This is a genomic window from Erwinia piriflorinigrans CFBP 5888 (genome assembly GCF_001050515.1).
In the GTDB taxonomy this organism is placed as follows: Bacteria; Pseudomonadota; Gammaproteobacteria; order Enterobacterales; family Enterobacteriaceae; genus Erwinia; species Erwinia piriflorinigrans.
Genome location: NZ_CAHS01000014.1, coordinates 308309 through 329925, shown reverse-complemented (window position 1 = coordinate 329925; position 21617 = coordinate 308309). Strand labels below are relative to the sequence as shown.

Sequence of the window (21617 nt, the reverse complement as noted above, 5' to 3'; positions counted from 1 at the left end):
TTCAGAATGCCAGCAGGGGACCTAATGGACGGCCGCCAACGAGGTGCAGGTGAATATGGTAGACCTCTTGCCCCCCGTGCTTATTACAGTTCATGATCAGGCGGTAGCCATCTTCTGCAATGCCCTCATCTTTGGCTATTTTCGCCGCGACGGTAATCATCCTGCCCAACGCGGCTTCATGTCCGGGGACCACATCATTTGCTGTCGGGATCAACAGATTCGGCACAAGCAGAATATGGGTCGGAGCCTGTGGAGAGATATCGCGAAACGCGGTGACCAGCTCATCCTGATAAACAATATCGGCCGGAATTTCACGACGGATGATTTTACTGAAAATAGTTTCTTCAGCCATGCCTGCTATCCTTTCAGCTGTGAGTTAAGTTATCGCAGTATGAGCGAGAAAATCGTGTTTTTTCAACCTGCAAGTGACTTTTCTTTCTTGAAGGTATCGCTTTACCCTGCTTTCAGGACGGATCAACGGCTAAAAAAAAGGGAGCTTCCGCTCCCCCTTGATGACCTGTGCCCCATTTTAATGGTTACGCATGTAGTCATCCATGTCGGTTTTCAGGTTATCGGATTTCGTACCAAAGATAGCCTGAACGCCAGAACCTGCCACCACAACACCTGCGGCGCCAAGCTGCTTCAGGCCGGCCTGGTCTACTTTCGCCACATCCGCTACGCTGACGCGCAAACGGGTGATGCAGGCATCCAGATTAGTAATGTTGTCTTTACCGCCAAACGCCGTAACCAGACTCGCGGCCATTTCACTGGCTGAACCGGTAGCCCGATCGCTGGTGCTGTCTTCACGACCTGGTGTTTTCAGGTTCAGTTTAGCGATCAGTACCCTGAAGATGGTGTAGTAAACCAAACCGTAAATGATACCGACGATCGGGAATAGCCAGATTTTACTGCTGTTGCCGCTAAGTACCACAAAGTCAATCAGACCATGTGAGAAGCTGGTTCCGTCACGCATGCCCAGTAAAATACAGATTGGGAATGCCAGACCGGCCAGGATAGCGTGAATAGCGTACAGGATCGGAGCCACGAACATGAACGAGAATTCAATCGGTTCGGTGATACCGGTCAGGAAAGAGGTCAGCGCAGCGGAGATCATGATACCGCCCACTTTGGCACGGTTTTCCGGTTTAGCTGAATGCCAGATAGCAATGGCTGCTGCGGGCAGACCATACATTTTGAACAGGAAGCCACCGGAGAGTTTACCTGCCGTCGGGTCGCCTGCCATATAACGCGGGATGTCGCCGTGGAATACTTGCCCCGCAGCATTGGTATATTCACCAATCTGCATCTGGAAAGGAACGTTCCAGATATGGTGCAGGCCGAACGGTACCAGTGAACGCTCAACCACACCGTAGATGCCAAATGCCACGACCGGATTCTGATACGCTGCCCACTGTGAGAATGTCTGAATCGCTGTACCTACCGGTGGCCAGATAAAGGAGAGCACAACGCCGAGGAAAATCGCTGCCAGACCGGAGATAATCGGAACGAAGCGCTTACCGGCGAAGAAGCCCAGGTATTCAGGCAGCTGAATGCGGTAGAAGCGGTTAAACATATAGGCAGCTATAGAGCCGGCAATAATGCCTCCCAGTACCCCGGTATCCGCCAAGTGCTGAGCCGCGATCTCTTCGGCAGACAGATGCAATACCAGTGGCGCGACAACCGCCATCGTTTTCACCATAATGCCGTAGGCGACAACGGCCGCCAGGGCCGAAACCCCGTCATTATTGGTAAAGCCTAACGCAACGCCGATAGCGAAAATCAGCGGCATATTGGCGAACACCGATCCACCCGCTTCCGCCATGACATGGGATACGACCGCAGGCAACCAGGTAAAATTGGCCGACCCAACGCCTAGCAGAATACCCGCAATCGGCAGTACCGATACGGGCAGCATCAGCGATTTACCGACCTTTTGCAGGTTTGCAAATGCATTTTTGAACATAGTGTAAAGCTCCTGAGTATGTGTGCTTTTTGTACGCGCAATGTATCAAGGACACTGGGCGTGGCAAAGGGGGAGGACCCTTTGCAGGTGGAGCGCTTTGCGCTCTCGGTATTTATTACGAAGCGTAAAATAATTACGCTAAAATTTGTTTGATGGCTATCACGTTTCGTTGAACGCGTGCGGTTTTCTTATTACCCAATGGCTATAAATGCGAGCTTTTAACACAGAAAAAGCACAGAGCCACGTTTAAGGCGCTGCACTTTACGACTTTTGTCGGTTAATTACGAGATATAATATTTATTCTGCGCGGCCATCAGCCCGCGAGGCGCGACATCGGCACGTGGAAGAGACGTGAGAAGTTTTCCGTCGTTGCCCGCGCCATTTCCTCAATCGTTACCCCTTTAACCACCGCCATATATTCCGCCACGTCGCGAGTATAAGCAGGCTGATTCTCTTTACCCCGGTGGGGGACAGGAGCAAGGTACGGCGAGTCGGTTTCCACCAGCATACGATCCAGCGGCACATAGCGTGCGGCTTCACGGATTTGTTCAGCATTGCGGAAGGTGGCAATACCGGAAAACGAGATATAAAAACCCATATCTAACAGCTTCTCAGCCGTCTGACGATCTTCAGTAAAGCAGTGCAGCACCCCACCGCAGCCTTCAACCTCTTCTTCTTTCAAGATGGCCAGCGTATCCTCACGCGCATCCCGCGTATGCACAATGACCGGTTTGTTCAAATCGCGTCCAACACGGATATGCTCGCGGAATGAGGCCTGCTGACGCAATTTGGTCTCTTCCTGATAAAAGTAGTCCAGCCCGGTTTCCCCCATCGCCACCACGCGAGGATCGGCGGCCAGCAGGCGCAGCTCGGCAAAATCATACTCCTGCTGCTGTTCGAGAGGATGCACACCGCAGGAGTAAGCTACGTTTGGCCGATCGCCAATCAATTCGACCATCGCCTTATAGCCCGGTAAGGTTGTGGCAACCGCCAGCATAAATTTCACATCACGCGCCGCCGCTTTCGCCAGCACGTCAGACACATCCTGATGCAGGGTTTCATAATTCAAACCATCAAGATGGCAGTGGGAATCAACTAAAAACATAATATTTACTCTTTAAGCGCTGAACCGGAAAATACCGGCTTAATGATGCTTTCCCAGCTTAACAACTGTTCCGTCAGCAACAGCTCGCGGTTGACCGCCACCACCGTCAACAGCCGATCGCGGCAGACGATCCATTGACGCAGACTGGCATCAAGCGCGCTGGTCGGTAACAGGCTGGCAAGATGAATAACCAATGCCTGCTGGTCAATATTACTGATAAACTGCCCGCCGCCCTGCTGCCATTTCACCGCATCCACCAGCAGTGAACATAACCAGCCGATGCGCTGCGCCACATCATCATGATGAAACACCGACATTAAGCTCAGCACATCGCCCGACAGTGCCGCTGGAAGCGAGTCGCACACCTGTAGCCGCTGCTGCCAGTTTTTCTCTTCCAGCAGTGCTAAAGCCGCCGCCGGTGCACCGGCAGACAGACGCAGGGCGGCGCTACGCTCATTGAGGCTTGCCGCACAGTGCTTCTGTAACCATTGCAGGCTTTGCCCTTCATCAGGCGGGGGCAAATGCCACAGCTGGCAGCGGCTGCGCAGCGTGGGCAGCAGACGGGATGGTTCGTGACTGCTGAGTAAAAACCAGGTATTTTTCGGCGGCTCTTCCAGGGTTTTCAACAGTGCATTGGCGGCCGCTTCCGTTAACTGCTGCGCATCCGGTAACCACACCACCTTCGCTCCACCCTGCTGCGCATGATGGTAAAGCTTTTCCGTTACGCTGCGTACCGCATCAATACCCAGCGCGTTTTTGCCTTTTTCCGCGTCCAACCGATACCAGTCAGGATGGGTTCCTGCCTGCATCAGCTTACAGGCATGACACTTTCCGCAGCTTTTCAGCCCGTCCGGGTGGCGGCACATCAGCCAGCGTCCGATCCCCCAGATAAGTGCAGCGTCCCCCATGCCCGGCAGCGCCTTAATCAGCAGTGCATGATGGCCGCGCTGCGCAACATGCTGCGCGATGATTTGCTTATAACTGTGGTTGAGCCACGGATACCAGTTCATTTCTGTTCCTGCAACCACTGGTTCAGCGTCTGTTGCAGAGCCGCAGTCACCTGCTCCAGCGACTGCGTGGCATCGACGGTTTTGATACGACTATCGGCCGACGCCAGGGCCAGATAACGTTCGCGCGTGCGGATGAAGAAGTTGAGCGACTCCTGCTCAATGCGGTCAAGTTCGCCGCGCGCGCGCGCGCGCTGCAAACCGATTTGCGGGGTAACATCGAGGTACAGCGTCAGATCAGGGGCGAAATCACCCAGTACCGCCTGTTTCAGAGATTTCATCAGCTCAAGGTCCATGCCCCGGCCCCCGCCCTGATAGGCTTGGGAAGAGAGATCGTGACGATCCCCGACGACCCATGCTCCGCGCGCCAGCGCCGGTTTAATCACGTTTTCCACCACCTGGACGCGGGCGGCATACAGCATCAACAGCTCCGCGCTGTCCGTGACACGTTCGCCTTCAATCCCCTGCTTGATCAAATCTCGCAGTTTCTCCGCCAGCGGCGTCCCGCCCGGCTCGCGGGTAAAAATAATATCGTTAATACCGTGGCGCTGTAGTTCACGGACGACCGCGTCACGCGCCGTGGTTTTCCCTGCCCCTTCCAAGCCCTCAATAACGATAAATTTACTTTTCATTCTTTTCCCTCTGCGCCAGGCGGTAAACCTGTACGGCTTGATTGTGGCTGGCCAGATTAGTGGTAAAGGTATGACCCCCTTTCCCATCGGCGACAAAATAGAGGAAGTCAGTCTGCTCAGGATGCGCAGCCGCCTGTAGAGAAGCCTTGCCCGGCATCGCTATCGGCGCTGGCGGCAGGCCACTGATCACATAGGTATTGAAGGCCGATGGCGTTTCCAGATTTTTACGCGTCAAAACACCCTGATAGCTGTCGCCCATGCCATAAATTACCGTTGGATCGGTTTGCAGGCGCATTCCCAGCCGTAAGCGATTGATAAACACAGAAGCGACTTTGCCACGTTCGGTGCCTATAGCCGTCTCTTTCTCAACAATCGATGCCATAGTCAGCATATCATTTTTGCTTTTGTACGGCAGATTCTCCATTTTTCCCTGCCACTCGCTGTCAACCTGCTTTTCCATGCGGGTAAAAGCACGTTTCAGTAGCGCGACGTCGGTGGTGTTGGCCGTATAAAGATAGGTGTCGGGATAAAACCACCCTTCCACTCCCTGCTGTTCGCCACTGAGTTTCAGGGCAGCAGCCACGGTGGTCAGTTTATCGTCCGCCAGCGTGTGTTTCAGGTAAGGTGCGCTGCGAAGCTGGCTTAACCACTCTTGCATGCGGGATCCCTCGATGAAACGCAATGGGAACTGGGCTTCTTTACCGCTTGCCAGCAGAGCCAACATCTCGCGCACGCCCATTTGCGGCGTAAAGCGGTAGGTTCCGGCTTTAAATTTTGCCAGTTCTGGCTCCAGCTTGAGCAGCATACCGAACCACGGAGTGCTACTGATAATATGCTGCGACTCCAGCTCATTCTCCAACGCCACACGACCCGCCCCCGCAGGTAGCGTGAAAATAGTCTCACGATCAATCGTTAAAGGAGAAGCGGCGAACTGGCGCGTTTGCCAGTAACCATAAGCGACAATTAACACTGCCGCCGCCAGCAGCGCCAGCGCGATCTTTTTGCTTTTAGTCATCAATTTTCCACGTCGTTCACAATCGGGTTGAGCAGTTCAAACAGCTGGCGTGAGGCGAAATGCCACTGTTCGACCTGATAAACCGGCAAAACCGGCATCAGCGCATTGGTGATCAGCACCTCTTCTGCCGTGGCTAACACGTCAATACCGGCACGTACTTCGCTTAGGGTATAACCGAGTTGCGCGGCAAGCTGCATCACCTGCTGACGCTGAATACCATTTACGCCACTGGCGCTTAAATCCGGGGTAAAAACCTGTTTCCCCACGCGCCAGAATAAATTAGCCGCACAGCATTCCACCAGCATGCCGTCACTGTCAAGCACCAGCGCCTCATCGGCACTGGTCTGTTCAAGCTCCGTGCGGATCAATACTTGCTCAAGACGATTAAGGTGTTTGATGCCCGCCAGTCTGGGGTTTTTTCCCAGTCGCAGCGAACTTAATGCCAGCCGGGCACCACGTTGGCGCAGCTGATGGTAACGTGCAGGATAAGCAGACAGAGAGAGGATACGTGTGGGATTTTGGCACCCCTGCGCGCTGTAACCACGCCCGCCGCCGCCACGAGTGAGAATGACTTTTAACACACCTTCGTTGCAGTTGAATGCGGCCTGTATCATCTCTGCTTCCAGCGCGAGCCAGTCGATCCCGTTTATCAACAGCCGTTCACAGCCCAGCTGCAAACGTTGCAAATGTGCCGCCAAACGCTGAACGCCGCCCTGCTGAACACGCGCAGTGGTAAAGCAGCCGTCACCGAATTGGACGGCGCGATCGCGGGCTTCGACGGTGTCCCGCGCTTCGCCGTTAACCCATATCATGATTACTCTCCGTTATCTTATACCTTGTCAGATTACCTGTCTGACGTGTCAGGATCATCTGATTTGTCGCAGAACGTTCGCTGCTGGTGACACGAACTCATCCCGGCTAACCTAAAAAAAAAGCCCGCAGATGCGGGCCTTATCATCAGGCAGGACGATCCTCAGATTTTACGGAAGATCAGTGAACCGTTAGTTCCACCGAAACCGAAAGAATTACAGAGTACGTACTCCAGCCCCTTCGTCTGACGTGCGGTATGCGGTACAAAGTCCAGGTCACAACCTTCATCCGGATTATCCAGATTGATGGTCGGCGGTACAACCTGATCGCGCAATGCAAGGATGCTGAAGATCGACTCTACTGCCCCTGCCGCCCCTAACAGGTGACCGGTCATAGATTTGGTCGAACTCACCATGATGCTGCGTGCGCCAGCACCGAACACGGATTTCACCGCCTGAGCTTCAGCTTTATCTCCGGCAGGCGTTGAAGTGCCGTGTGCGTTGATATAACCAATTTTCTCTGCGGAGAGCTGCGCATCTTTCAGTGCGTTGACTACTGCCAGCGCTGCCCCGGCACCGTTTTCCGGTGGAGATGTCATGTGATAAGCATCGCTGCTCATACCAAAGCCTACGACTTCGGCATAGATTTTTGCACCGCGCTTTTTCGCATGCTCATACTCTTCGAGCACCACAACACCCGCACCGTCGCCCAGCACAAAGCCGTCACGGTCTTTATCCCACGGACGGCTTGCGGCTTGGGGATTGTCGTTGCGGGTGGAGAGTGCACGAGCCGCACCAAAACCACCAACGCCAAGCGGCGTACTGCCTTTCTCGGCACCACCCGCCAGCATGACGTCAGCATCGTTATAGGCAATAATACGCGCTGCGTGGCCGATGTTATGAACACCAGAGGTACAGGCGGTAGCGATAGAAATGCTGGGGCCTTTCATGCCAAACATGATGGTCAGGTGCCCGGCAATCATATTAACGATGGTTGAGGGAACGAAGAACGGACTAATTTTACGTGGACCACCGTTGATCAGAGATGTGTGGTTTTCTTCGATCAGACCAAGACCGCCGATACCGGAGCCTATAGCAGCACCAATACGACAAGCGTTCTCTTCGGTAATTTCCAAGCCGGAATCCTGCATAGCCTGAATGCCAGCGACAACTCCATATTGAATGAAGGCATCCATCTTGCGCTGATCTTTGCGCGAGATGAAGTCATCACAGTTAAAACCCTTTACTAAGCCAGCAAAACGCGTTGCGTAGGCACTAGTATCAAAATGGTCGATCGGGCTGATGCCACTCTGACCGGCAACAAGAGCATTCCAGGTAGACTCTACGGTATTGCCGACAGGAGACAACATGCCAAGACCAGTCACAACTACACGACGCTTAGACACGTTCGTCCTCCAGGGAGGGAAAGATTGACACTGTGTGGGATGTTCAGATAAAACACAGGCGGTCGAATGACCGCCTGGAGATGCTCACTTACGCCTGGTGACCATTGATGTAATCAATAGCAGCCTGAACGGTAGTGATTTTCTCAGCTTCTTCGTCCGGAATCTCGGTATCAAACTCTTCTTCCAGAGCCATTACCAGCTCAACGGTATCAAGAGAATCAGCGCCCAGATCTTCCACAAAAGAGGCAGTATTAACAACTTCTTCCTGCTTAACGCCCAGCTGCTCGCCAATGATTTTCTTAACGCGTTCTTCGATAGTGCTCATACTATTAAATTTCCTATCAAAACTCGCTTTCGCGATGGTTTTCGTAGTGTATAAAATGTTGAAAAAGATGCAACTCAATCCCGGTCGGTCCAACCACGATTTTACGCTATTTTGCGGCTTTTGCCCTAAACAACGCAAATCATTTTCGTGATTATCAGACCATATACATTCCGCCATTGACGTGCAGCGTCTCACCAGTGATGTACGCTGCCTCGTCAGAGGCTAAAAATGCAACAGCATTGGCGATTTCCTGCGCGCCGCCGAGGCGACCTGCAGGGACTTCCGCCAGAATGCCCGCACGTTGATCTTCGCTCAACGCACGCGTCATGTCGGTTTCAATAAAACCAGGTGCCACGACGTTAACGGTGATGCCACGAGACGCAATTTCGCGTGCCAGTGACTTGCTAAAGCCAATCAAACCCGCTTTTGCTGCCGCGTAGTTTGCCTGACCCGCATTACCCATTGTTCCAACTACAGAGCCAATGGTAATAATTCGACCCGCGCGTTTTTTCATCATTGCTCGCATTACCGCTTTAGACAAGCGGAATACGGAAGTCAGATTAGTGTCCAGAATATCCTGCCACTCATCATCCTTCATACGCATCAGAAGATTATCACGCGTGATGCCTGCATTATTGACTAAAATGTCCACTTCGCCAAACCCGCTGCGAATATTTTCTAACACGTCCGCAATAGAAGCTGCGTCGGTTACGTTCAGCAGCAGGCCTTTGCCGCTATCACCCAGATAACTGCTGATGGCATCGGCACCGCTTTGGCTGGTCGCGGTGCCCACCACTTTAGCACCACGCGCTACCAGAGTCTCTGCAATAGCACGCCCGATACCACGACTTGCACCGGTAACCAGCGCGATTTTTCCTTCGAAGCTCATGTTATCTCTCCATATTACTGTTCAAGCGCCGCTGACAGACTGGCCTGGTCATTTACCGCCGCCGCCGTCAGTGTGTCCACAATACGCTTAGTCAGTCCGGTCAGTACTTTCCCCGGACCGGCTTCCAGCAGAGAAGTTACCCCCTGCTGGGCAATAAATTCTACGCTTTCCGTCCAGCGCACCGGACTATAAAGCTGACGCACTAACGCGCTACGAATGGCTTCAGGCGTGCTCTCAATCTTCACGTCAACATTGTTGACAACCGGTAAGATTGGCGTATTGAATGTCAGTTGCTCAAGAGCAATCGCCAGTTTATCTGCTGCGGGCTTCATCAACGCACAGTGAGACGGTACGCTAACCGGCAGCGGCAGTGCACGTTTGGCACCGGCAGCCTTGCAGGCAGCCCCCGCCCGTTCGACGGCTTCTTTATTACCGGCAATCACCACCTGGCCCGGTGAGTTAAAATTGACTGGCGACACCACCTGGCCCTGGGCAGATTCTTCACAGGCTTTGGCAATTGAGATGTCATCCAAACCGATAATGGCCTGCATCGCACCGGTACCTTCTGGTACCGCTTCCTGCATCAGCTTGCCGCGCAGCTCAACCAGTTTAATCGCATCCGCAAACGCAATGACGCCTGCACAAACCAGCGCACTGTACTCACCCAAGCTGTGGCCTGCAAGCATTGAAGGCGCTTTTCCGCCTTTTTCCTGCCAAACGCGGAAAATGGCAACAGATGCAGCCAGTAATGCCGGCTGGGTTTGCCAGGTTTTGTTTAATTCTTCAGCAGGGCCTTGCTGCACCAGTTGCCAGAGGTCATATCCCAGCACATCAGAGGCTTCGCGGAAGGTTTTCTCCACCAGAGGATTTGCCGCAGCCAGGTCGGCCAGCATACCCAACGTTTGCGAACCCTGTCCCGGGAATACCATTGCAAATTGCGTCATTATTATTTCCTGTTAATCGCCATTACTTTTCAATCAAAAGCGAACCAGCGCCGAACCCCATGTAAATCCGCCACCAAAGGCTTCCAGCAGAACCAGTTGACCACGCTGGATACGACCATCACGCACCGCTTCATCCAGCGCCGAAGGAACTGAAGCCGCAGACGTATTACCATGACGGTCAAGCGTCACGACGACTTTGTTCATATCCATACCCAACTTGCGGGCGGTGGCATTGATAATGCGCAGGTTTGCCTGATGCGGCACCAGCCAGTCAATGGCGGCGCGATCAAGATTATTCGCCTGCAACGTTTCTTCAACGATATGGGCCAGCTCGGTCACGGCAACTTTAAATACTTCGTTACCGGCCATGGTGACGTAGGAAGGATTTTCCTGATTTACGCGATCCTGGTTAGGCAGGGTCAAAAGCTGACCATAGCGACCGTCCGCATGGAGGTGCGTTGAGATGATGCCTTGCTCCTCGCTGGCTCCCAGCACCACAGCACCAGCACCATCACCAAACAGGATAATGGTGCCGCGATCGTTTGGATCCAGCATACGAGCCAACACGTCGGCACCAATCACCAACGCATTTTTCACCGCACCATTTTTAATATATTGATCTGCCACGCTTAATGCGTAGGTAAAGCCAGCACAGGCCGCAGCCAGGTCGAAAGAGGCCGCGTCATCAATCTCCAGCATTTGCTGGATCATGCAGGCTGAACTCGGGAAAGCATGACTGGAGGAGGTGGTAGCGACAATGATCAGGCCGATATCGTTTTTATCGATACCGGACATTTCCAGCGCACGGCTGGCCGCCTGAAAGCCCATGGTTGCCACGGTTTCATCCGGGCCGGCGATGCGTCGTTCACGGATACCTGTACGAGTCACAATCCACTCGTCCGACGTATCCACCATTTTTTCCAGATCGGCGTTAGTCCGCACCTGTTCGGGCAAATAGCTGCCCGTACCGATAATCTTCGTATACATGTACGCTCAGTCACTCTTAGGTAATACAGCTTGAAGGCGCGCAGCAATTCGCTCAGGAATTTGCCGCTGCACCGCCTGCTCTGCCTGTTGGATCGCCACAGTAAATGCGCGTTGATTGGCCGCGCCATGACTCTTTATCACGGTGCCGCGTAATCCTAACAGGCAAGCGCCATTATACTGGTCGGGGTTGAGATGACCGAATTTCTTCGCCAGACGCTTTTGTAGTAAACGCCCCAGTAATCTCAGCCACCAGGCCCTCTTTTTACCTTCGCCCTGTGATTTCAACAGCGAAAGAAACATCCTCACCACGCCTTCCATTGTTTTCAGCGTGACGTTACCCACGAAACCATCGTAAACCAGCACGTCAGTTTTACCAGTGAGAAGATCGTTGCCTTCAAGATAGCCGATAAAGTTAATCTCCGGTGAAGCGCGCAGTATCGCCGCAGCATCACGGATTGACGTTAACCCTTTGCTCTCTTCCTGACCAATATTGATCAATGCAACTCGGGGTTGGCTGATGGCCAGCACTTCTTCGGCCACCACTGCTCCCATCACGGCAAACTGCACCAACATCGCGCTGTCTGAATCAACGTTAGCGCCTAAATCCAGCACTACGGTTTTGCCATGCTGCTGATGTGGCAACACGGTCATCAACGCCGGGCGATCGATGCCGTCCAGCGGTTTTAATAATAATTTTGCCAGCCCCATCAGCGCACCGGTATTCCCGGCACTGATACAAGCCTGCGCACGCCCTTCTTTTACCTGCTCCAGCGCGATGCGCATAGAGGTTCCGCGACTGGTGCGTATCGCTTGTGAAGGTCTGGCATCACTGGCAATAACTGACTCGGCCGCAATAATTTGCAGTCGTGCCCTCAAGACAGAGTCCGCTGTGGCAAGTGATGACGTGATGATGTCGGGATCGCCGACCAAAAGAAGATGCAGATGCGGATTGGATTCCAGTGCCTGCAGTGATGCAGGCACCGTCACACAGGGACCGAAGTCCCCGCCCATGACATCTATCGCCAGGGTCAACCGTGTCAAAGTAGCTCCGCGAACCGCGAAATTACTTAACGATGACCTTGCGACCGCGGTAGTAACCGTCCGCAGTGATGTGGTGACGCAGATGGGTTTCGCCAGAAACTTTATCTACGGAAAGAGCTGCTGTGGTCAGAGAGTCGTGTGAACGACGCATGCCACGCTTGGAACGGGTTGGTTTATTCTGTTGTACGGCCATGGACCTTACTCCTATTACTTATGCTTTAAACTGGCTAATACGGCAAATGGGTTTGGCTTTTCTGCCTCTGCAGGCAACTTGCCAAAGACCATGTCCGCCTCGGACACTTCACAGTGTTCAGAATCATGCACCGGAACGACAGGCAGGGCGAGGATGATTTCATCTTCTACCATTGCCAGCAAATCGGTTTCGCCAAACTCGTTGACGCCGATCGGCTCGTACGCTTCCGGCAGTGCTTCGGCCTGCTCGTCAGTGACGACCGGGCTGAAACAGTACGATACGTGGACATGTTGCGGAAAGTTCTTGTTGCAGCGCTGGCAGCACAACGTCAAAGACACTTCGGCCGTACCTTTCAGTACTGCCAGACGCTGTTCGTCAATCGCGAACGACATGATACATTCTACATCACTGTCCACACTCACTACCGATTCGGTAATCCGCTCAACCTGTTCAGGGGTGTAGACACCCTGGTAGTCCAGGCGTTTTTGAGCGGTACGAACCGTATCGAGAGTCAGGGGTAATTTTACCTTTTGCATAGGGCGCGCATATTAACTTTGTAACGACATAGAGTCAAAGAAAAAGGCCGTAATACGACATTTTTCACCCATGATTCGCATCCAGTGCGGCGCATAGTTTAAGATGCCTGACACTGATCCGCTATCTATTCTGGAAAAAAATATGCGTCAACTGGTACTGGCTTCCACATCAAGCTACCGTAAAACCCTGTTGAGCAAGCTGCAACTGCCTTTTATTAGCGCTGCCCCTGAGACTGACGAAACGCCCCGAGAGGGTGAACCCGCAACCGAGCTGGTCATGCGTCTGGCAACCGCTAAAGCACAGGCGCTGGCAACATATTACCCGGACCATCTTATTATCGGTGCCGATCAGGTATGTGTTCTTGATGGGAGGATATGCGGTAAACCGCACTCTGCAGCTAACGCGCGTGCCCAGCTACGCGCCGCCAGTGGCCACAGCGTGGTGTTTTATACCGGTCTTGCGCTACTTGACAGTCGCGACGCCTCTTTACAGGTGTTATGTGAGCCTTTCAGCGTCGACTTCCGTACGTTGAGTGAGGAGGAAATAACACAATACGTACTTAAAGAGCAGCCGCTGAACTGTGCAGGCAGTTTCAAAAGTGAGGGACTGGGTATTACGCTGTTTGACCGCTTGTCAGGCCGTGACCCAAATACGCTGGTCGGGTTGCCGCTGATTGCGCTGGCTGAAATGCTGAGAAACGCCGGGGCAAATCCACTTGCAGTCTGAATAGCGGGGCGTTATCTCAGCGCCCCGCTCACCATCAGCCAGTGATGGCGGTTTTACGCAGTACCGCAAGGCATCGTTTCAATTGCTCATCAAGCGGCGCTTCCACGCGCATGACCTCTGCGGTATTAGGGTGGGTAAAGCGCAGCGCGGCGGCATGTAAAAACAGGCGCTTTAGTCCGGTGCCGCTCAGCTGCTGGTCAAACTCCGCCTCGCCGTAACGGTCGTCAAAAGCAATCGGATGCCCGGCATGGAGGGTGTGCACACGGATTTGGTGCGTCCGTCCGGTCACCGGGCTGGCTTTGACCAGCGTGGCGATCGCGTAGCGCTCCTCCACTTTAAACAACGTTTCAGATGGTTTACCTTCGCTACTGACCTTTACCACCCGCTCACCGCTTTGCAGGATATTTTTCATCAACGGCGCACGCACCGCTTTCACATGGGAGGGCCACTGTCCACGAACCAACGCCAGATAGTCTTTCTGCATTCCTTTCTCACGCAGTTGCTCATGGAGCGAACGCAATGCGGAACGCTTTTTTGCCACCAGCAAAATACCTGATGTGTCACGGTCAAGGCGGTGAACCAACTCAAGGAAACGCGCATCAGGGCGCAAAGCGCGCAGCCCTTCAATCACCCCAAAGCTCAGGCCGCTGCCGCCGTGAACCGCCGTACCGGAAGGCTTATTCATTACCAGAATATAATCATCTTCATAGATAATGGCGGCTTCAAGCGCGGCGACTTTGGCCAGCTTAGGCGAGATGCTTTCCTCTTCGCGTTCAGCCACACGCACCGGAGGGATGCGTACTTCATCTCCGGCCTCCAATTTGTATTCTGGTTTAATCCGCTTTTTGTTCACCCGCACTTCGCCCTTACGCAAAATGCGATAAATCATACTTTTCGGCACCCCTTTGAGTTGGGTGCGTAAAAAATTATCGATACGTTGCCCCGCTTCATCAGCGGAGATGGCAATAAAATGTACGGCTGGAGTATTGGTTTTCATGGTTGGCGATTCTAAATAGTGCGCTGTGATAGCGCCACCTCTTTTTATATGCTTAACTGACTGAGACGGTCATCGCTGCCCGGTTATGAACGGTTTTTAGACGATTTGCTGAAAAGCACTGCGGTTCGCTCTGAAAGCTGTAATAAACTTGGTTGTGCGACTAAAGTCACCTTGCGATCACCTGCTTAGCAGTGGGATAATGTTTACGTTTTTTGACGCTAAACTTGTCATCGCAAGTGAATAGATAGCGTAAGCCCCAAGTCCTTCGTCGAGCTGCAAAACGGCAGACGAAAGCAACAGGGTGTAATAAGAAATTTTGCCGGATAGCCCATACACGCAGCAATGGCGTAAGACGTATTGAGCAATCAGGCATTTAGCGGGCTGCGGGTTGCAGCCTGGACGATAAAGCGGGATTGGTTCACCTGGTAGGTTACTGGCGGTCCCCCTTCAAAGCGCTGTTTTTCCATATGTAAAACAGGCTACCGAGTATTTGCATCCCTTGAGCTGGCGACAACCGGGAGGTTGACGGCTTGCGATGAGACACGGGGTCATCGGTTCTTCACGTCCAGCGTTACTTTGCCCGTAGCTTTGTCAATAATGTAAGAATAATGAGTAAGTTACGATGAAAAGAATGTTAATAAACGCAACTCAGCAAGAAGAGTTGCGTGTTGCCCTTGTCGATGGACAGCGCCTGTACGATCTGGATATAGAAAGCCCCGGACACGAGCAGAAAAAAGCCAACATTTATAAAGGTAAGATCACCCGTATTGAACCCAGTCTTGAAGCCGCATTCGTTGACTACGGCGCTGAAAGGCACGGTTTCCTGCCTCTGAAAGAGATTTCCCGCGAATACTTCCCTTCCAACTACAATGCTCATGGCCGTCCAAATATCAAAGACGTGCTGCGTGAAGGACAGGAAGTCATTGTTCAGATCGATAAAGAAGAACGCGGCAATAAAGGGGCGGCACTGACCACCTTTATCAGCCTGGCGGGAAGTTATCTGGTTCTGATGCCAAACAACCCGCGTGCAGGCGGTATTTCTCGCCGCATTGAGGGCGATGACCGTACCGAACTGAAAGAGGCCCTCTCTTCACTTGAGCTGCCAGATGGCATGGGCCTGATTGTTCGCACCGCTGGCGTGGGCAAATCAGCGGAAGCCCTGCAGTGGGACTTAGGTTTTCGTATCAAGCATTGGGAAGCGATCAAGAAAGCCGCTGACAGCCGCCCTGCTCCCTTCCTGATCCACCAGGAAAGTAACGTCATCGTGCGTGCCTTCCGTGACTATCTGCGCCAGGACATCGGCGAAATCCTTATCGATAACCCAAAAGTACTCGAGCTGGCACGCCAGCATATCGCCGCATTGGGTCGTCCAGATTTCAGCAGCAAAATTAAGCTCTACACCGGTGAAATTCCGCTGTTCAGCCATTATCAAATCGAATCACAGATTGAATCCGCCTTCCAGCGTGAAGTGCGCCTGCCGTCAGGCGGGTCGATCGTTATCGATACCACCGAAGCGCTGACGGCTATTGATATCAACTCCGCCCGCGCCACCCGAGGCGGTGACATCGAAGAGACGGCATTCAATACTAACCTTGAAGCCGCCGATGAGATTGCCCGCCAGCTGCGTCTGCGTGACCTCGGCGGCCTGATTGTCATCGACTTTATCGACATGACACCGGTTCGTCACCAGCGCGCGGTGGAAAATCGTCTGCGCGAAGCGGTACGTCAGGATCGCGCACGCATCCAGATTAGCCATATTTCGCGCTTCGGCCTGCTGGAAATGTCGCGCCAGCGTCTCAGCCCGTCACTGGGAGAGTCCAGCCATCACGTTTGCCCACGCTGTAGCGGCACCGGCACCATCCGTGATAACGAATCGCTATCGCTCTCTATTCTGCGTCTTATTGAAGAAGAAGCGCTGAAAGAGAACACCAAAGAAGTCCATGCCATCGTACCGGTTCAGGTTGCCTCTTACCTGCTGAACGAGAAGCGCGATGCGGTCAGCGCCATTGAAAAACGTCAGGGCGGCGTGCGTGCCATTATCGTACCAAACGATAATATGCAGACTCCGCATTACTCGGTACTGCGCGTACGCAGCGGTGAAGAAACCCAGACCTTAAGCTATCACCTGCCGAAACTGCACGAAGCTGAAATGGCGCTGCCTTCTGAAGAAGAACATGCCGAGCGCAAACGTCCAGAACAGCCGGCTCTCGCCGCATTCGTAATGCCAGATGCGCCGCCTGCACCACAAGAAGCCGCACCTGAAAGCGTCGCGCCGAAGGCTGCCGTTAAACCGCAGACCCCTGCGGCCCCTGCCCAGCCGGGACTGATTAGCCGTATCCTTAGCGGATTGAAGCAATTCTTCACTGCGCCGGAGAAATCAGCCGAGCAGCCTCAGCAGCCGGTGGTTGAAGAGAAGACCGCGACAGCATCAGCCCCGCGTGGAGATCGCCGTAACAATCGCCGCCAGAATAACCGTCGCGACCGTAACGGTGAACGTAACGAGCGTAACGCTGACCGCAGCGAACGTAATGATCGCACCGAACGTAATGACCGTAACACCGATCGTAACGAGCGTAATGCCGACCGTAACACCGATCGCAACGAGCGCAATGCCGACCGCAATGAACGCGCACCGCGTGAACGTAACAATGAGGCCCGCGAAGGTCGTGACGACAATCGTCGTAACAACAACCGTCGCAACGGTCAGCAGACGGACGCGCGTAGTGAACGCATGGTTCCGGACGAGTTTGAGCGCAGCGAAACCGCACAGCCACGCCAGCCACGTCAGCCACGTCAGGAACGCCAGCGTCGCCGTCCTGGTCAGAACCAGGAAGAAAAGAGTGCGCAGCTACAGGAACAAAAGGTTACCGAACCGGTTACCGGAAGCGTGCAGACTGCTGAAGAACAGGAAGAGATGCAGCAAGTCACGCCGCGCCGTCAACAGCGCCAGCTGAACCAGAAAGTGCGTATCGAAACGGCTGAACAGACCGCAGCACGTTCATTCGAACCGCAAGAGAGCGCGCCCGTTGCGGCTCCTGTGGCTACCCAGCCAGTGGTTGAAACGGATGAGCAGGACGAGCGTGATAGCAACAATATGCCTCGTCGTTCACGCCGCTCTCCACGCCACCTGCGCGTGAGCGGTCAGCGCCGCCGCCGTTACCGTGACGAGCGTTACCCGACACAGTCACCGATGCCATTGGCTCATGCCGCCGCATCGCCAGAATCGGCGTCAGGTAAAGTGTGGATTTCTTATCCGGTATCACAGGTTAGCGATCACGAAACGCATGAAGATCCACCGCATTCAGTGGTGCCTGCCTACGGTCATACTGATGTCGCTACGTCAGAAACGGCTGAACCCGCAGCAGCGGTTACCCGCGTAGCTGAAAGTGCGGTCGCGCCTTCAGTAGCTACGGATGTCGATGCTGCCCCTGCGGTTCAGGCTACTCCGGCAGTTGAACAGCCAGAAGCGGTACAGATTGCCGACCCCCTGCCAGAACACCAGCCGGAAATCACCCCGGTAGACGCTGAAGAAACCGCTGCTATCGATGCACCAGTAGATCAGCAGCCTGCGGTGATCTCAACTGCCGATGAAGCCGTAGCGGCAGAAACAGCAGCAGAAGCGATTTCGGCTCAAGAAGTTCAGCCGGTAATTGATGAAGCTAAGGTTGATGAAGCTAAGGTTGATGAAGCGCCATTGGCGACTGAACCCCGTACCGAGGTCGATCAGCCTGCCGAGTTCGTATCGAGTGAGCCGGAAGTCTCTGCGGAACGCTCTTCTGCTGCGGCTGTTGAAACGCTTACGCCTGCTGCGGTTCCTGCACGCGACGAACCTGTTGCTGTTGTCGCGAACCCAGAAGAACAGGCCGGACGCTACAAACATCATGCAACCGCACCGATGACTAAAGCGCCTGCCCCGGCATACCAGCCAGAACCCTCACGTCCAAGCGACTGGGTTCGTCCGGACTTTAACTTTGAGGGTAAAGGTTCGGCAGGCGGTCATGCGGCAACCCATCAGGCAACGGCTCCGGCAACCCGCCCGTAAAACCTGACTGCACGTCATGCAAAGCCCCGACCTTCTGGCCGGGGCTTTTTTATTCCCCCAAAGCTTTACCTTTACTACCCACCATCAACATCCCTGAATTTTCATCGCTTCGGTTTTTGCTCATGACAACCCGATGGCAGCAGATCCGCGGCACAGTAAACGATCAAAAAAAACCCGCTGCCAGCAGAGAGCTGCCGGGAGCGGGTAAAATAAACGCCTGGCTATGAGGCGCATTCAACGTGTCGTAAAAGGTTTATGAATTGAGGCTGAACAGCGACAGTTTCGACATTTGCTGGAATACGGTATAAGAAGCCTTCAGGGCAGCCTGTTGCATGGTGTAGCTGGAGATAGCCTCAGCCGTATCCACTCCGATCAGTGAGTTCATCTGCGTTTTTAGATTCAGCGTAGTGTCACCGCTTTTCGAATCGAGGTTGCTCAATTCTTGAAGGTTAGTACCAATTTCGGAACGCACGCTGGAAACATTGTTCAGAGCGTTACTCAGCCCACGGTTCGTTTTTGCAATATTCGCGCTTTCCAGATCAATTTTGCTCTGATCCGCACCGGACAGAGGCTCTTTGAGTGATTTTATCGCCGTATCCAGAACAGAAAAGATATTGCTCTCTCCATCTTTGCCAACAGGCTCCTTTGTCGCACTGCTGGTCAAATTGTCAAAGACCTGCTTTCCGGTGTGGTTAGTGACCAGCGTTCGGCTAGAATCCACTTTCTGCGTGATCGGTACAGTACCGCCAGTATAAGTGGTATTCCCTGATGCATCGGTGGTAAACGGCGCTTTATCACTCTGATAACCGGCGAAGGTATAACGGCCATTGCCGTCGGTGCTGTTGGCCAGGTTCAGCAGCTGGGCACGGACCCCTTCCAACTGAGTCGCATAAGAAGAGCGATCGGCGTCGGAAAGCGTACCATTCGCGGCGGCCACAATCGTGGTCTGCGCGCTGATAATGACATCTGCCACCTGTTTCAGCGTGGTCTCTTCGGTCGACTGACTTTGGGTGGCGAAAATACGCGCGGTGTCATACTGAGATGTCTCCGCCTGAGCCTGCGAGACCACCACGGCCTGAGCTGCAGCGACCGGATCGTCAGAAGGCTTGTTAACGCGGTTTCCGGTTGTCATCTCATTGCCTGCCTTCAACCAGCTGCTGTTAGCACTCTGGATGCCCTGCATCTGCTGGTCATAGATCATGCCGGTACTAAGTCGCATGGGTTAATTCCTCTTCAAAAATCAGCCAACCGCTGTCAGCAGCGACTGGAAAATGGTGGTAGCCGTCTGCAATACCTTAGCATTCGCCATGTAGTACTGCTGATAGCGTGCCAGGTTGGAATACTCTTCGTCAAGGTTGACGCCGGAAACCGACTGCTGCTGCTTGGTAAGCTGTGTCACCACCGCCGTTTGAGTTGTACTGGTGGTTTCCAGCGTGCTGGTTTTATTTCCCACGTCCGCGACCAGGCCGGCATAAGCCTGGGTCAGGGTGCTGGTCCCGTTAATCAAACTTTTCGTTTGCAGAGCCAACAGTGATTTGACGTTTTCATTGTTGCTGGCGCCACCGGTTGAACCGGCCGTGGCCAGCTTGGCCTCATCGGTAATGTTGACGCTCATACCGGAGATCACGTTGGTAACCGGCTTGATGGTATAGCTGTCATTGTTTTGCAAAGTGCCGCTGGCACCAACGGCTATCGTCAGACCATCAAACTTAACGGTGCCCGCCGTGCTGGTATCAACATCCTTGACCTGCGCATTATCAGACAGACGAACCACGTTCCAGCTGCCGCCGTCCCAAGTCATTTTATAGTTGGATGCCTTGACGTTATCGATAATGTCAGCGTCATACGCCGCCGTCAGACTGGCATTACCTTTATTGTTGCCGTTGGACATTGCCACCGGGCTGCCGAGATTGAAAAAGGCTTCACCTTTGTCACCGTCACTGTCCAGCCCTGCTTTATGCTGGGTGTTGAAGCTGCTGCCCAATGCCAGCGCCAGCTGACCAACCTGATTGCGCACGCCATCCAGATCTTTGCGGAACGCCAGCAAACCGCCAAGTGAACCCGTGGTGACCAGGGATTCAGGTAGCTCAGTTTTCGCTCCAGTCACCGAGTCTACGCTGGCAATCGTGGTTCGGCCCGGATCGGCGCTGGAGGGGACGGCGGCCAGCTGGCTGTAGCTATCGCCCTGTACCAGAGAGATGCCATTGCCAATGCTGATATTAAAACTACCCCCATCCTGCTGGCTGACGTTCACGCCTACCAGCTTGTTGAGCTGACTAACCAACTGATCGCGCTGATCGAGAAGATCGTTCGGCTCATTACCAGCACCCGCACCTTTCAGCTTGGTGATCTGTTGGTTAACGTTGGCGATCTGTTTGGCGTAGTTATTAACCTGATCGACCGTTGATTTGACCGAAACGTTCAGGCTATTATCAAGGTTAGTTAAGTAGGTATCGGTCACTTTCAGCTGATTCACCAACCCTTCAGCTTTGCCCAATACCGCCTGACGAGAGGATGAGTCGCTGGCATTACTGGACAGCGTCTGCAACGATTTGAAAAAGTCCTGAATATTGGTCGACAGAGTATTGGTGGTACCAGACAGCATATCGTCGATATTGGACATCTGACCGGCCTGCGTGCTGATAGCACTGGACTGGGTACTGGCAGCTAACAGCTGTTTGCTGATGAACTGGTCATACTCACGATAAACGCTGGAGACCGACGCACCGTTGCCATAATAATTACTGCCGCTCAGCGTACTGGAATTCTGGGCCAGCACCGTTGTCTGACGTGAGTAACCGGTAACGGCATAGTTGGTGATGTTGTTACTGGTGGTATTCAGCGCGGCGGAAGCTGCGCTCAATCCGGTCATCGCGGTATTAATTAAGTTTGCCATGTCGGCTCCTTGTTAACCGGCAACTGCTGCGCCAGCATTGACGAATCGTTTGCCGGTAAAGGGTTAACTCAAATCCGGCCTGAAAAGGTTATCGGTAAAGGCA

At 53.6% G+C, this 21617-nt stretch carries 20 protein-coding genes; 2 read left to right on the top strand and 18 right to left on the bottom strand.

Annotated features, from left to right (window positions below; genetic code table 11):
* Nucleotide 1 precedes the first annotated feature (1 nt).
* From hinT to yceD, 15 genes are all read right to left on the bottom strand, one after another.
* A complete protein-coding gene (gene hinT / locus EPIR_RS07675; protein WP_023654769.1) occupies nt 2-352 on the bottom strand; it encodes a purine nucleoside phosphoramidase in 351 nt (116 codons plus the stop codon).
* 177 nt (nt 353-529) lie between these two features.
* A complete protein-coding gene (gene ptsG / locus EPIR_RS07670; protein ID WP_023654768.1) occupies nt 530-1963 on the bottom strand; it encodes a PTS glucose transporter subunit IIBC in 1434 nt (477 codons plus the stop codon).
* 313 nt (nt 1964-2276) lie between these two features.
* On the bottom strand, nt 2277-3068 hold the full coding sequence (locus EPIR_RS07665) for a metal-dependent hydrolase (protein ID WP_023654767.1): 792 nt from the start codon (nt 3066-3068) through the stop codon (nt 2277-2279).
* A 5-nt stretch (nt 3069-3073) separates the two neighbouring features.
* On the bottom strand, nt 3074-4078 hold the full coding sequence (gene holB, locus EPIR_RS07660; RefSeq protein ID WP_023654766.1) for a DNA polymerase III subunit delta': 1005 nt from the start codon (nt 4076-4078) through the stop codon (nt 3074-3076).
* Entirely contained in the window at nt 4075-4707 is a 633-nt protein-coding gene (gene tmk, locus EPIR_RS07655) for a dTMP kinase (protein ID WP_023654765.1), read from the bottom strand. The genes holB and tmk overlap by 4 nt, the downstream gene beginning before the upstream one ends.
* A complete protein-coding gene (gene mltG, locus EPIR_RS07650) occupies nt 4697-5722 on the bottom strand; it encodes an endolytic transglycosylase MltG (protein ID WP_023654764.1) in 1026 nt (341 codons plus the stop codon). Before mltG ends, tmk begins: the two co-directional genes overlap by 11 nt.
* Nucleotides 5722-6534 (bottom strand): aminodeoxychorismate lyase, encoded by an 813-nt coding sequence (gene pabC / locus EPIR_RS07645; RefSeq protein WP_023654763.1) that lies wholly within the window; start codon nt 6532-6534, stop codon nt 5722-5724. The genes mltG and pabC overlap by 1 nt, the downstream gene beginning before the upstream one ends.
* A 161-nt stretch (nt 6535-6695) precedes the next feature.
* A complete protein-coding gene (fabF, locus tag EPIR_RS07640) occupies nt 6696-7937 on the bottom strand; it encodes a beta-ketoacyl-ACP synthase II (protein WP_023654762.1) in 1242 nt (413 codons plus the stop codon).
* A gap of 88 nt (nt 7938-8025) precedes the next feature.
* On the bottom strand, nt 8026-8262 hold the full coding sequence (gene acpP, locus EPIR_RS07635; protein WP_004157115.1) for an acyl carrier protein: 237 nt from the start codon (nt 8260-8262) through the stop codon (nt 8026-8028).
* A 154-nt stretch (nt 8263-8416) separates the two neighbouring features.
* Nucleotides 8417-9151, bottom strand: coding sequence for a 3-oxoacyl-ACP reductase FabG (fabG, locus tag EPIR_RS07630; RefSeq protein ID WP_023654761.1), 735 nt, complete (start codon nt 9149-9151; stop codon nt 8417-8419).
* Nucleotides 9152-9165: 14 nt separating this feature from the next.
* Nucleotides 9166-10095, bottom strand: coding sequence for an ACP S-malonyltransferase (fabD, locus tag EPIR_RS07625; RefSeq protein WP_023654760.1), 930 nt, complete (start codon nt 10093-10095; stop codon nt 9166-9168).
* Nucleotides 10096-10128: 33 nt separating this feature from the next.
* Nucleotides 10129-11082, bottom strand: coding sequence for a beta-ketoacyl-ACP synthase III (locus tag EPIR_RS07620; RefSeq protein ID WP_023654759.1), 954 nt, complete (start codon nt 11080-11082; stop codon nt 10129-10131).
* Nucleotides 11083-11088: 6 nt separating this feature from the next.
* Entirely contained in the window at nt 11089-12123 is a 1035-nt protein-coding gene (plsX, locus tag EPIR_RS07615) for a phosphate acyltransferase PlsX (protein ID WP_023654758.1), read from the bottom strand.
* A 22-nt stretch (nt 12124-12145) separates the two neighbouring features.
* A complete protein-coding gene (gene rpmF, locus EPIR_RS07610; RefSeq protein WP_004157101.1) occupies nt 12146-12316 on the bottom strand; it encodes a 50S ribosomal protein L32 in 171 nt (56 codons plus the stop codon).
* Nucleotides 12317-12330: 14 nt separating this feature from the next.
* Complete coding sequence (gene yceD / locus EPIR_RS07605; RefSeq protein WP_023654757.1) at nt 12331-12852, bottom strand: 23S rRNA accumulation protein YceD; 522 nt, start codon at nt 12850-12852, stop codon at nt 12331-12333.
* A gap of 142 nt (nt 12853-12994) precedes the next feature.
* Here yceD and EPIR_RS07600 point away from each other — a divergent pair, with 142 nt between their 5' ends.
* Nucleotides 12995-13579, top strand: coding sequence for a Maf family protein (locus EPIR_RS07600; RefSeq protein ID WP_084007843.1), 585 nt, complete (start codon nt 12995-12997; stop codon nt 13577-13579).
* 34 nt (nt 13580-13613) lie between these two features.
* Here EPIR_RS07600 and rluC read toward each other — a convergent pair whose 3' ends face one another.
* Nucleotides 13614-14576, bottom strand: coding sequence for a 23S rRNA pseudouridine(955/2504/2580) synthase RluC (gene rluC / locus EPIR_RS07595; RefSeq protein WP_023654755.1), 963 nt, complete (start codon nt 14574-14576; stop codon nt 13614-13616).
* 622 nt (nt 14577-15198) lie between these two features.
* On the opposite strand from rluC, the gene rne reads away from it, so the two are divergent.
* Nucleotides 15199-18618: a ribonuclease E gene (rne, locus tag EPIR_RS07590; RefSeq protein ID WP_023654753.1), complete on the top strand. Its 3420-nt coding sequence runs from the start codon at nt 15199-15201 to the stop codon at nt 18616-18618.
* A gap of 253 nt (nt 18619-18871) precedes the next feature.
* On the opposite strand, the gene flgL is transcribed toward rne, so the two are convergent.
* Both flgL and flgK read right to left on the bottom strand, forming a co-directional pair.
* Entirely contained in the window at nt 18872-19837 is a 966-nt protein-coding gene (flgL, locus tag EPIR_RS07585) for a flagellar hook-associated protein FlgL (protein WP_023654752.1), read from the bottom strand.
* Nucleotides 19838-19858: 21 nt separating this feature from the next.
* Nucleotides 19859-21514: a flagellar hook-associated protein FlgK gene (gene flgK / locus EPIR_RS07580; RefSeq protein ID WP_023654751.1), complete on the bottom strand. Its 1656-nt coding sequence runs from the start codon at nt 21512-21514 to the stop codon at nt 19859-19861.
* Between the last annotated feature and the right edge of the window lie 103 nt (nt 21515-21617).

Bases quoted from the DNA above. Each gene is read 5' to 3' on its own strand.
- hinT (WP_023654769.1), bottom strand. From the start codon at position 352: ATGGCTGAAGAAACTATTTTCAGTAAAATCATCCGTCGTGAAATTCCG.
- ptsG (WP_023654768.1), bottom strand. From the start codon at position 1,963: ATGTTCAAAAATGCATTTGCAAACCTGCAAAAGGTCGGTAAATCGCTG.
- EPIR_RS07665 (WP_023654767.1), bottom strand. From the start codon at position 3,068: ATGTTTTTAGTTGATTCCCACTGCCATCTTGATGGTTTGAATTATGAA.
- holB (WP_023654766.1), bottom strand. From the start codon at position 4,078: ATGAACTGGTATCCGTGGCTCAACCACAGTTATAAGCAAATCATCGCG.
- tmk (WP_023654765.1), bottom strand. From the start codon at position 4,707: ATGAAAAGTAAATTTATCGTTATTGAGGGCTTGGAAGGGGCAGGGAAA.
- mltG (WP_023654764.1), bottom strand. From the start codon at position 5,722: ATGACTAAAAGCAAAAAGATCGCGCTGGCGCTGCTGGCGGCGGCAGTG.
- pabC (WP_023654763.1), bottom strand. From the start codon at position 6,534: ATGATATGGGTTAACGGCGAAGCGCGGGACACCGTCGAAGCCCGCGAT.
- acpP (WP_004157115.1), bottom strand. From the start codon at position 8,262: ATGAGCACTATCGAAGAACGCGTTAAGAAAATCATTGGCGAGCAGCTG.
- fabG (WP_023654761.1), bottom strand. From the start codon at position 9,151: ATGAGCTTCGAAGGAAAAATCGCGCTGGTTACCGGTGCAAGTCGTGGT.
- fabD (WP_023654760.1), bottom strand. From the start codon at position 10,095: ATGACGCAATTTGCAATGGTATTCCCGGGACAGGGTTCGCAAACGTTG.
- EPIR_RS07620 (WP_023654759.1), bottom strand. From the start codon at position 11,082: ATGTATACGAAGATTATCGGTACGGGCAGCTATTTGCCCGAACAGGTG.
- rpmF (WP_004157101.1), bottom strand. From the start codon at position 12,316: ATGGCCGTACAACAGAATAAACCAACCCGTTCCAAGCGTGGCATGCGT.
- yceD (WP_023654757.1), bottom strand. From the start codon at position 12,852: ATGCAAAAGGTAAAATTACCCCTGACTCTCGATACGGTTCGTACCGCT.
- EPIR_RS07600 (WP_084007843.1), top strand. From the start codon at position 12,995: ATGCGTCAACTGGTACTGGCTTCCACATCAAGCTACCGTAAAACCCTG.
- rluC (WP_023654755.1), bottom strand. From the start codon at position 14,576: ATGAAAACCAATACTCCAGCCGTACATTTTATTGCCATCTCCGCTGAT.
- rne (WP_023654753.1), top strand. From the start codon at position 15,199: ATGAAAAGAATGTTAATAAACGCAACTCAGCAAGAAGAGTTGCGTGTT.
- flgL (WP_023654752.1), bottom strand. From the start codon at position 19,837: ATGCGACTTAGTACCGGCATGATCTATGACCAGCAGATGCAGGGCATC.
- flgK (WP_023654751.1), bottom strand. From the start codon at position 21,514: ATGGCAAACTTAATTAATACCGCGATGACCGGATTGAGCGCAGCTTCC.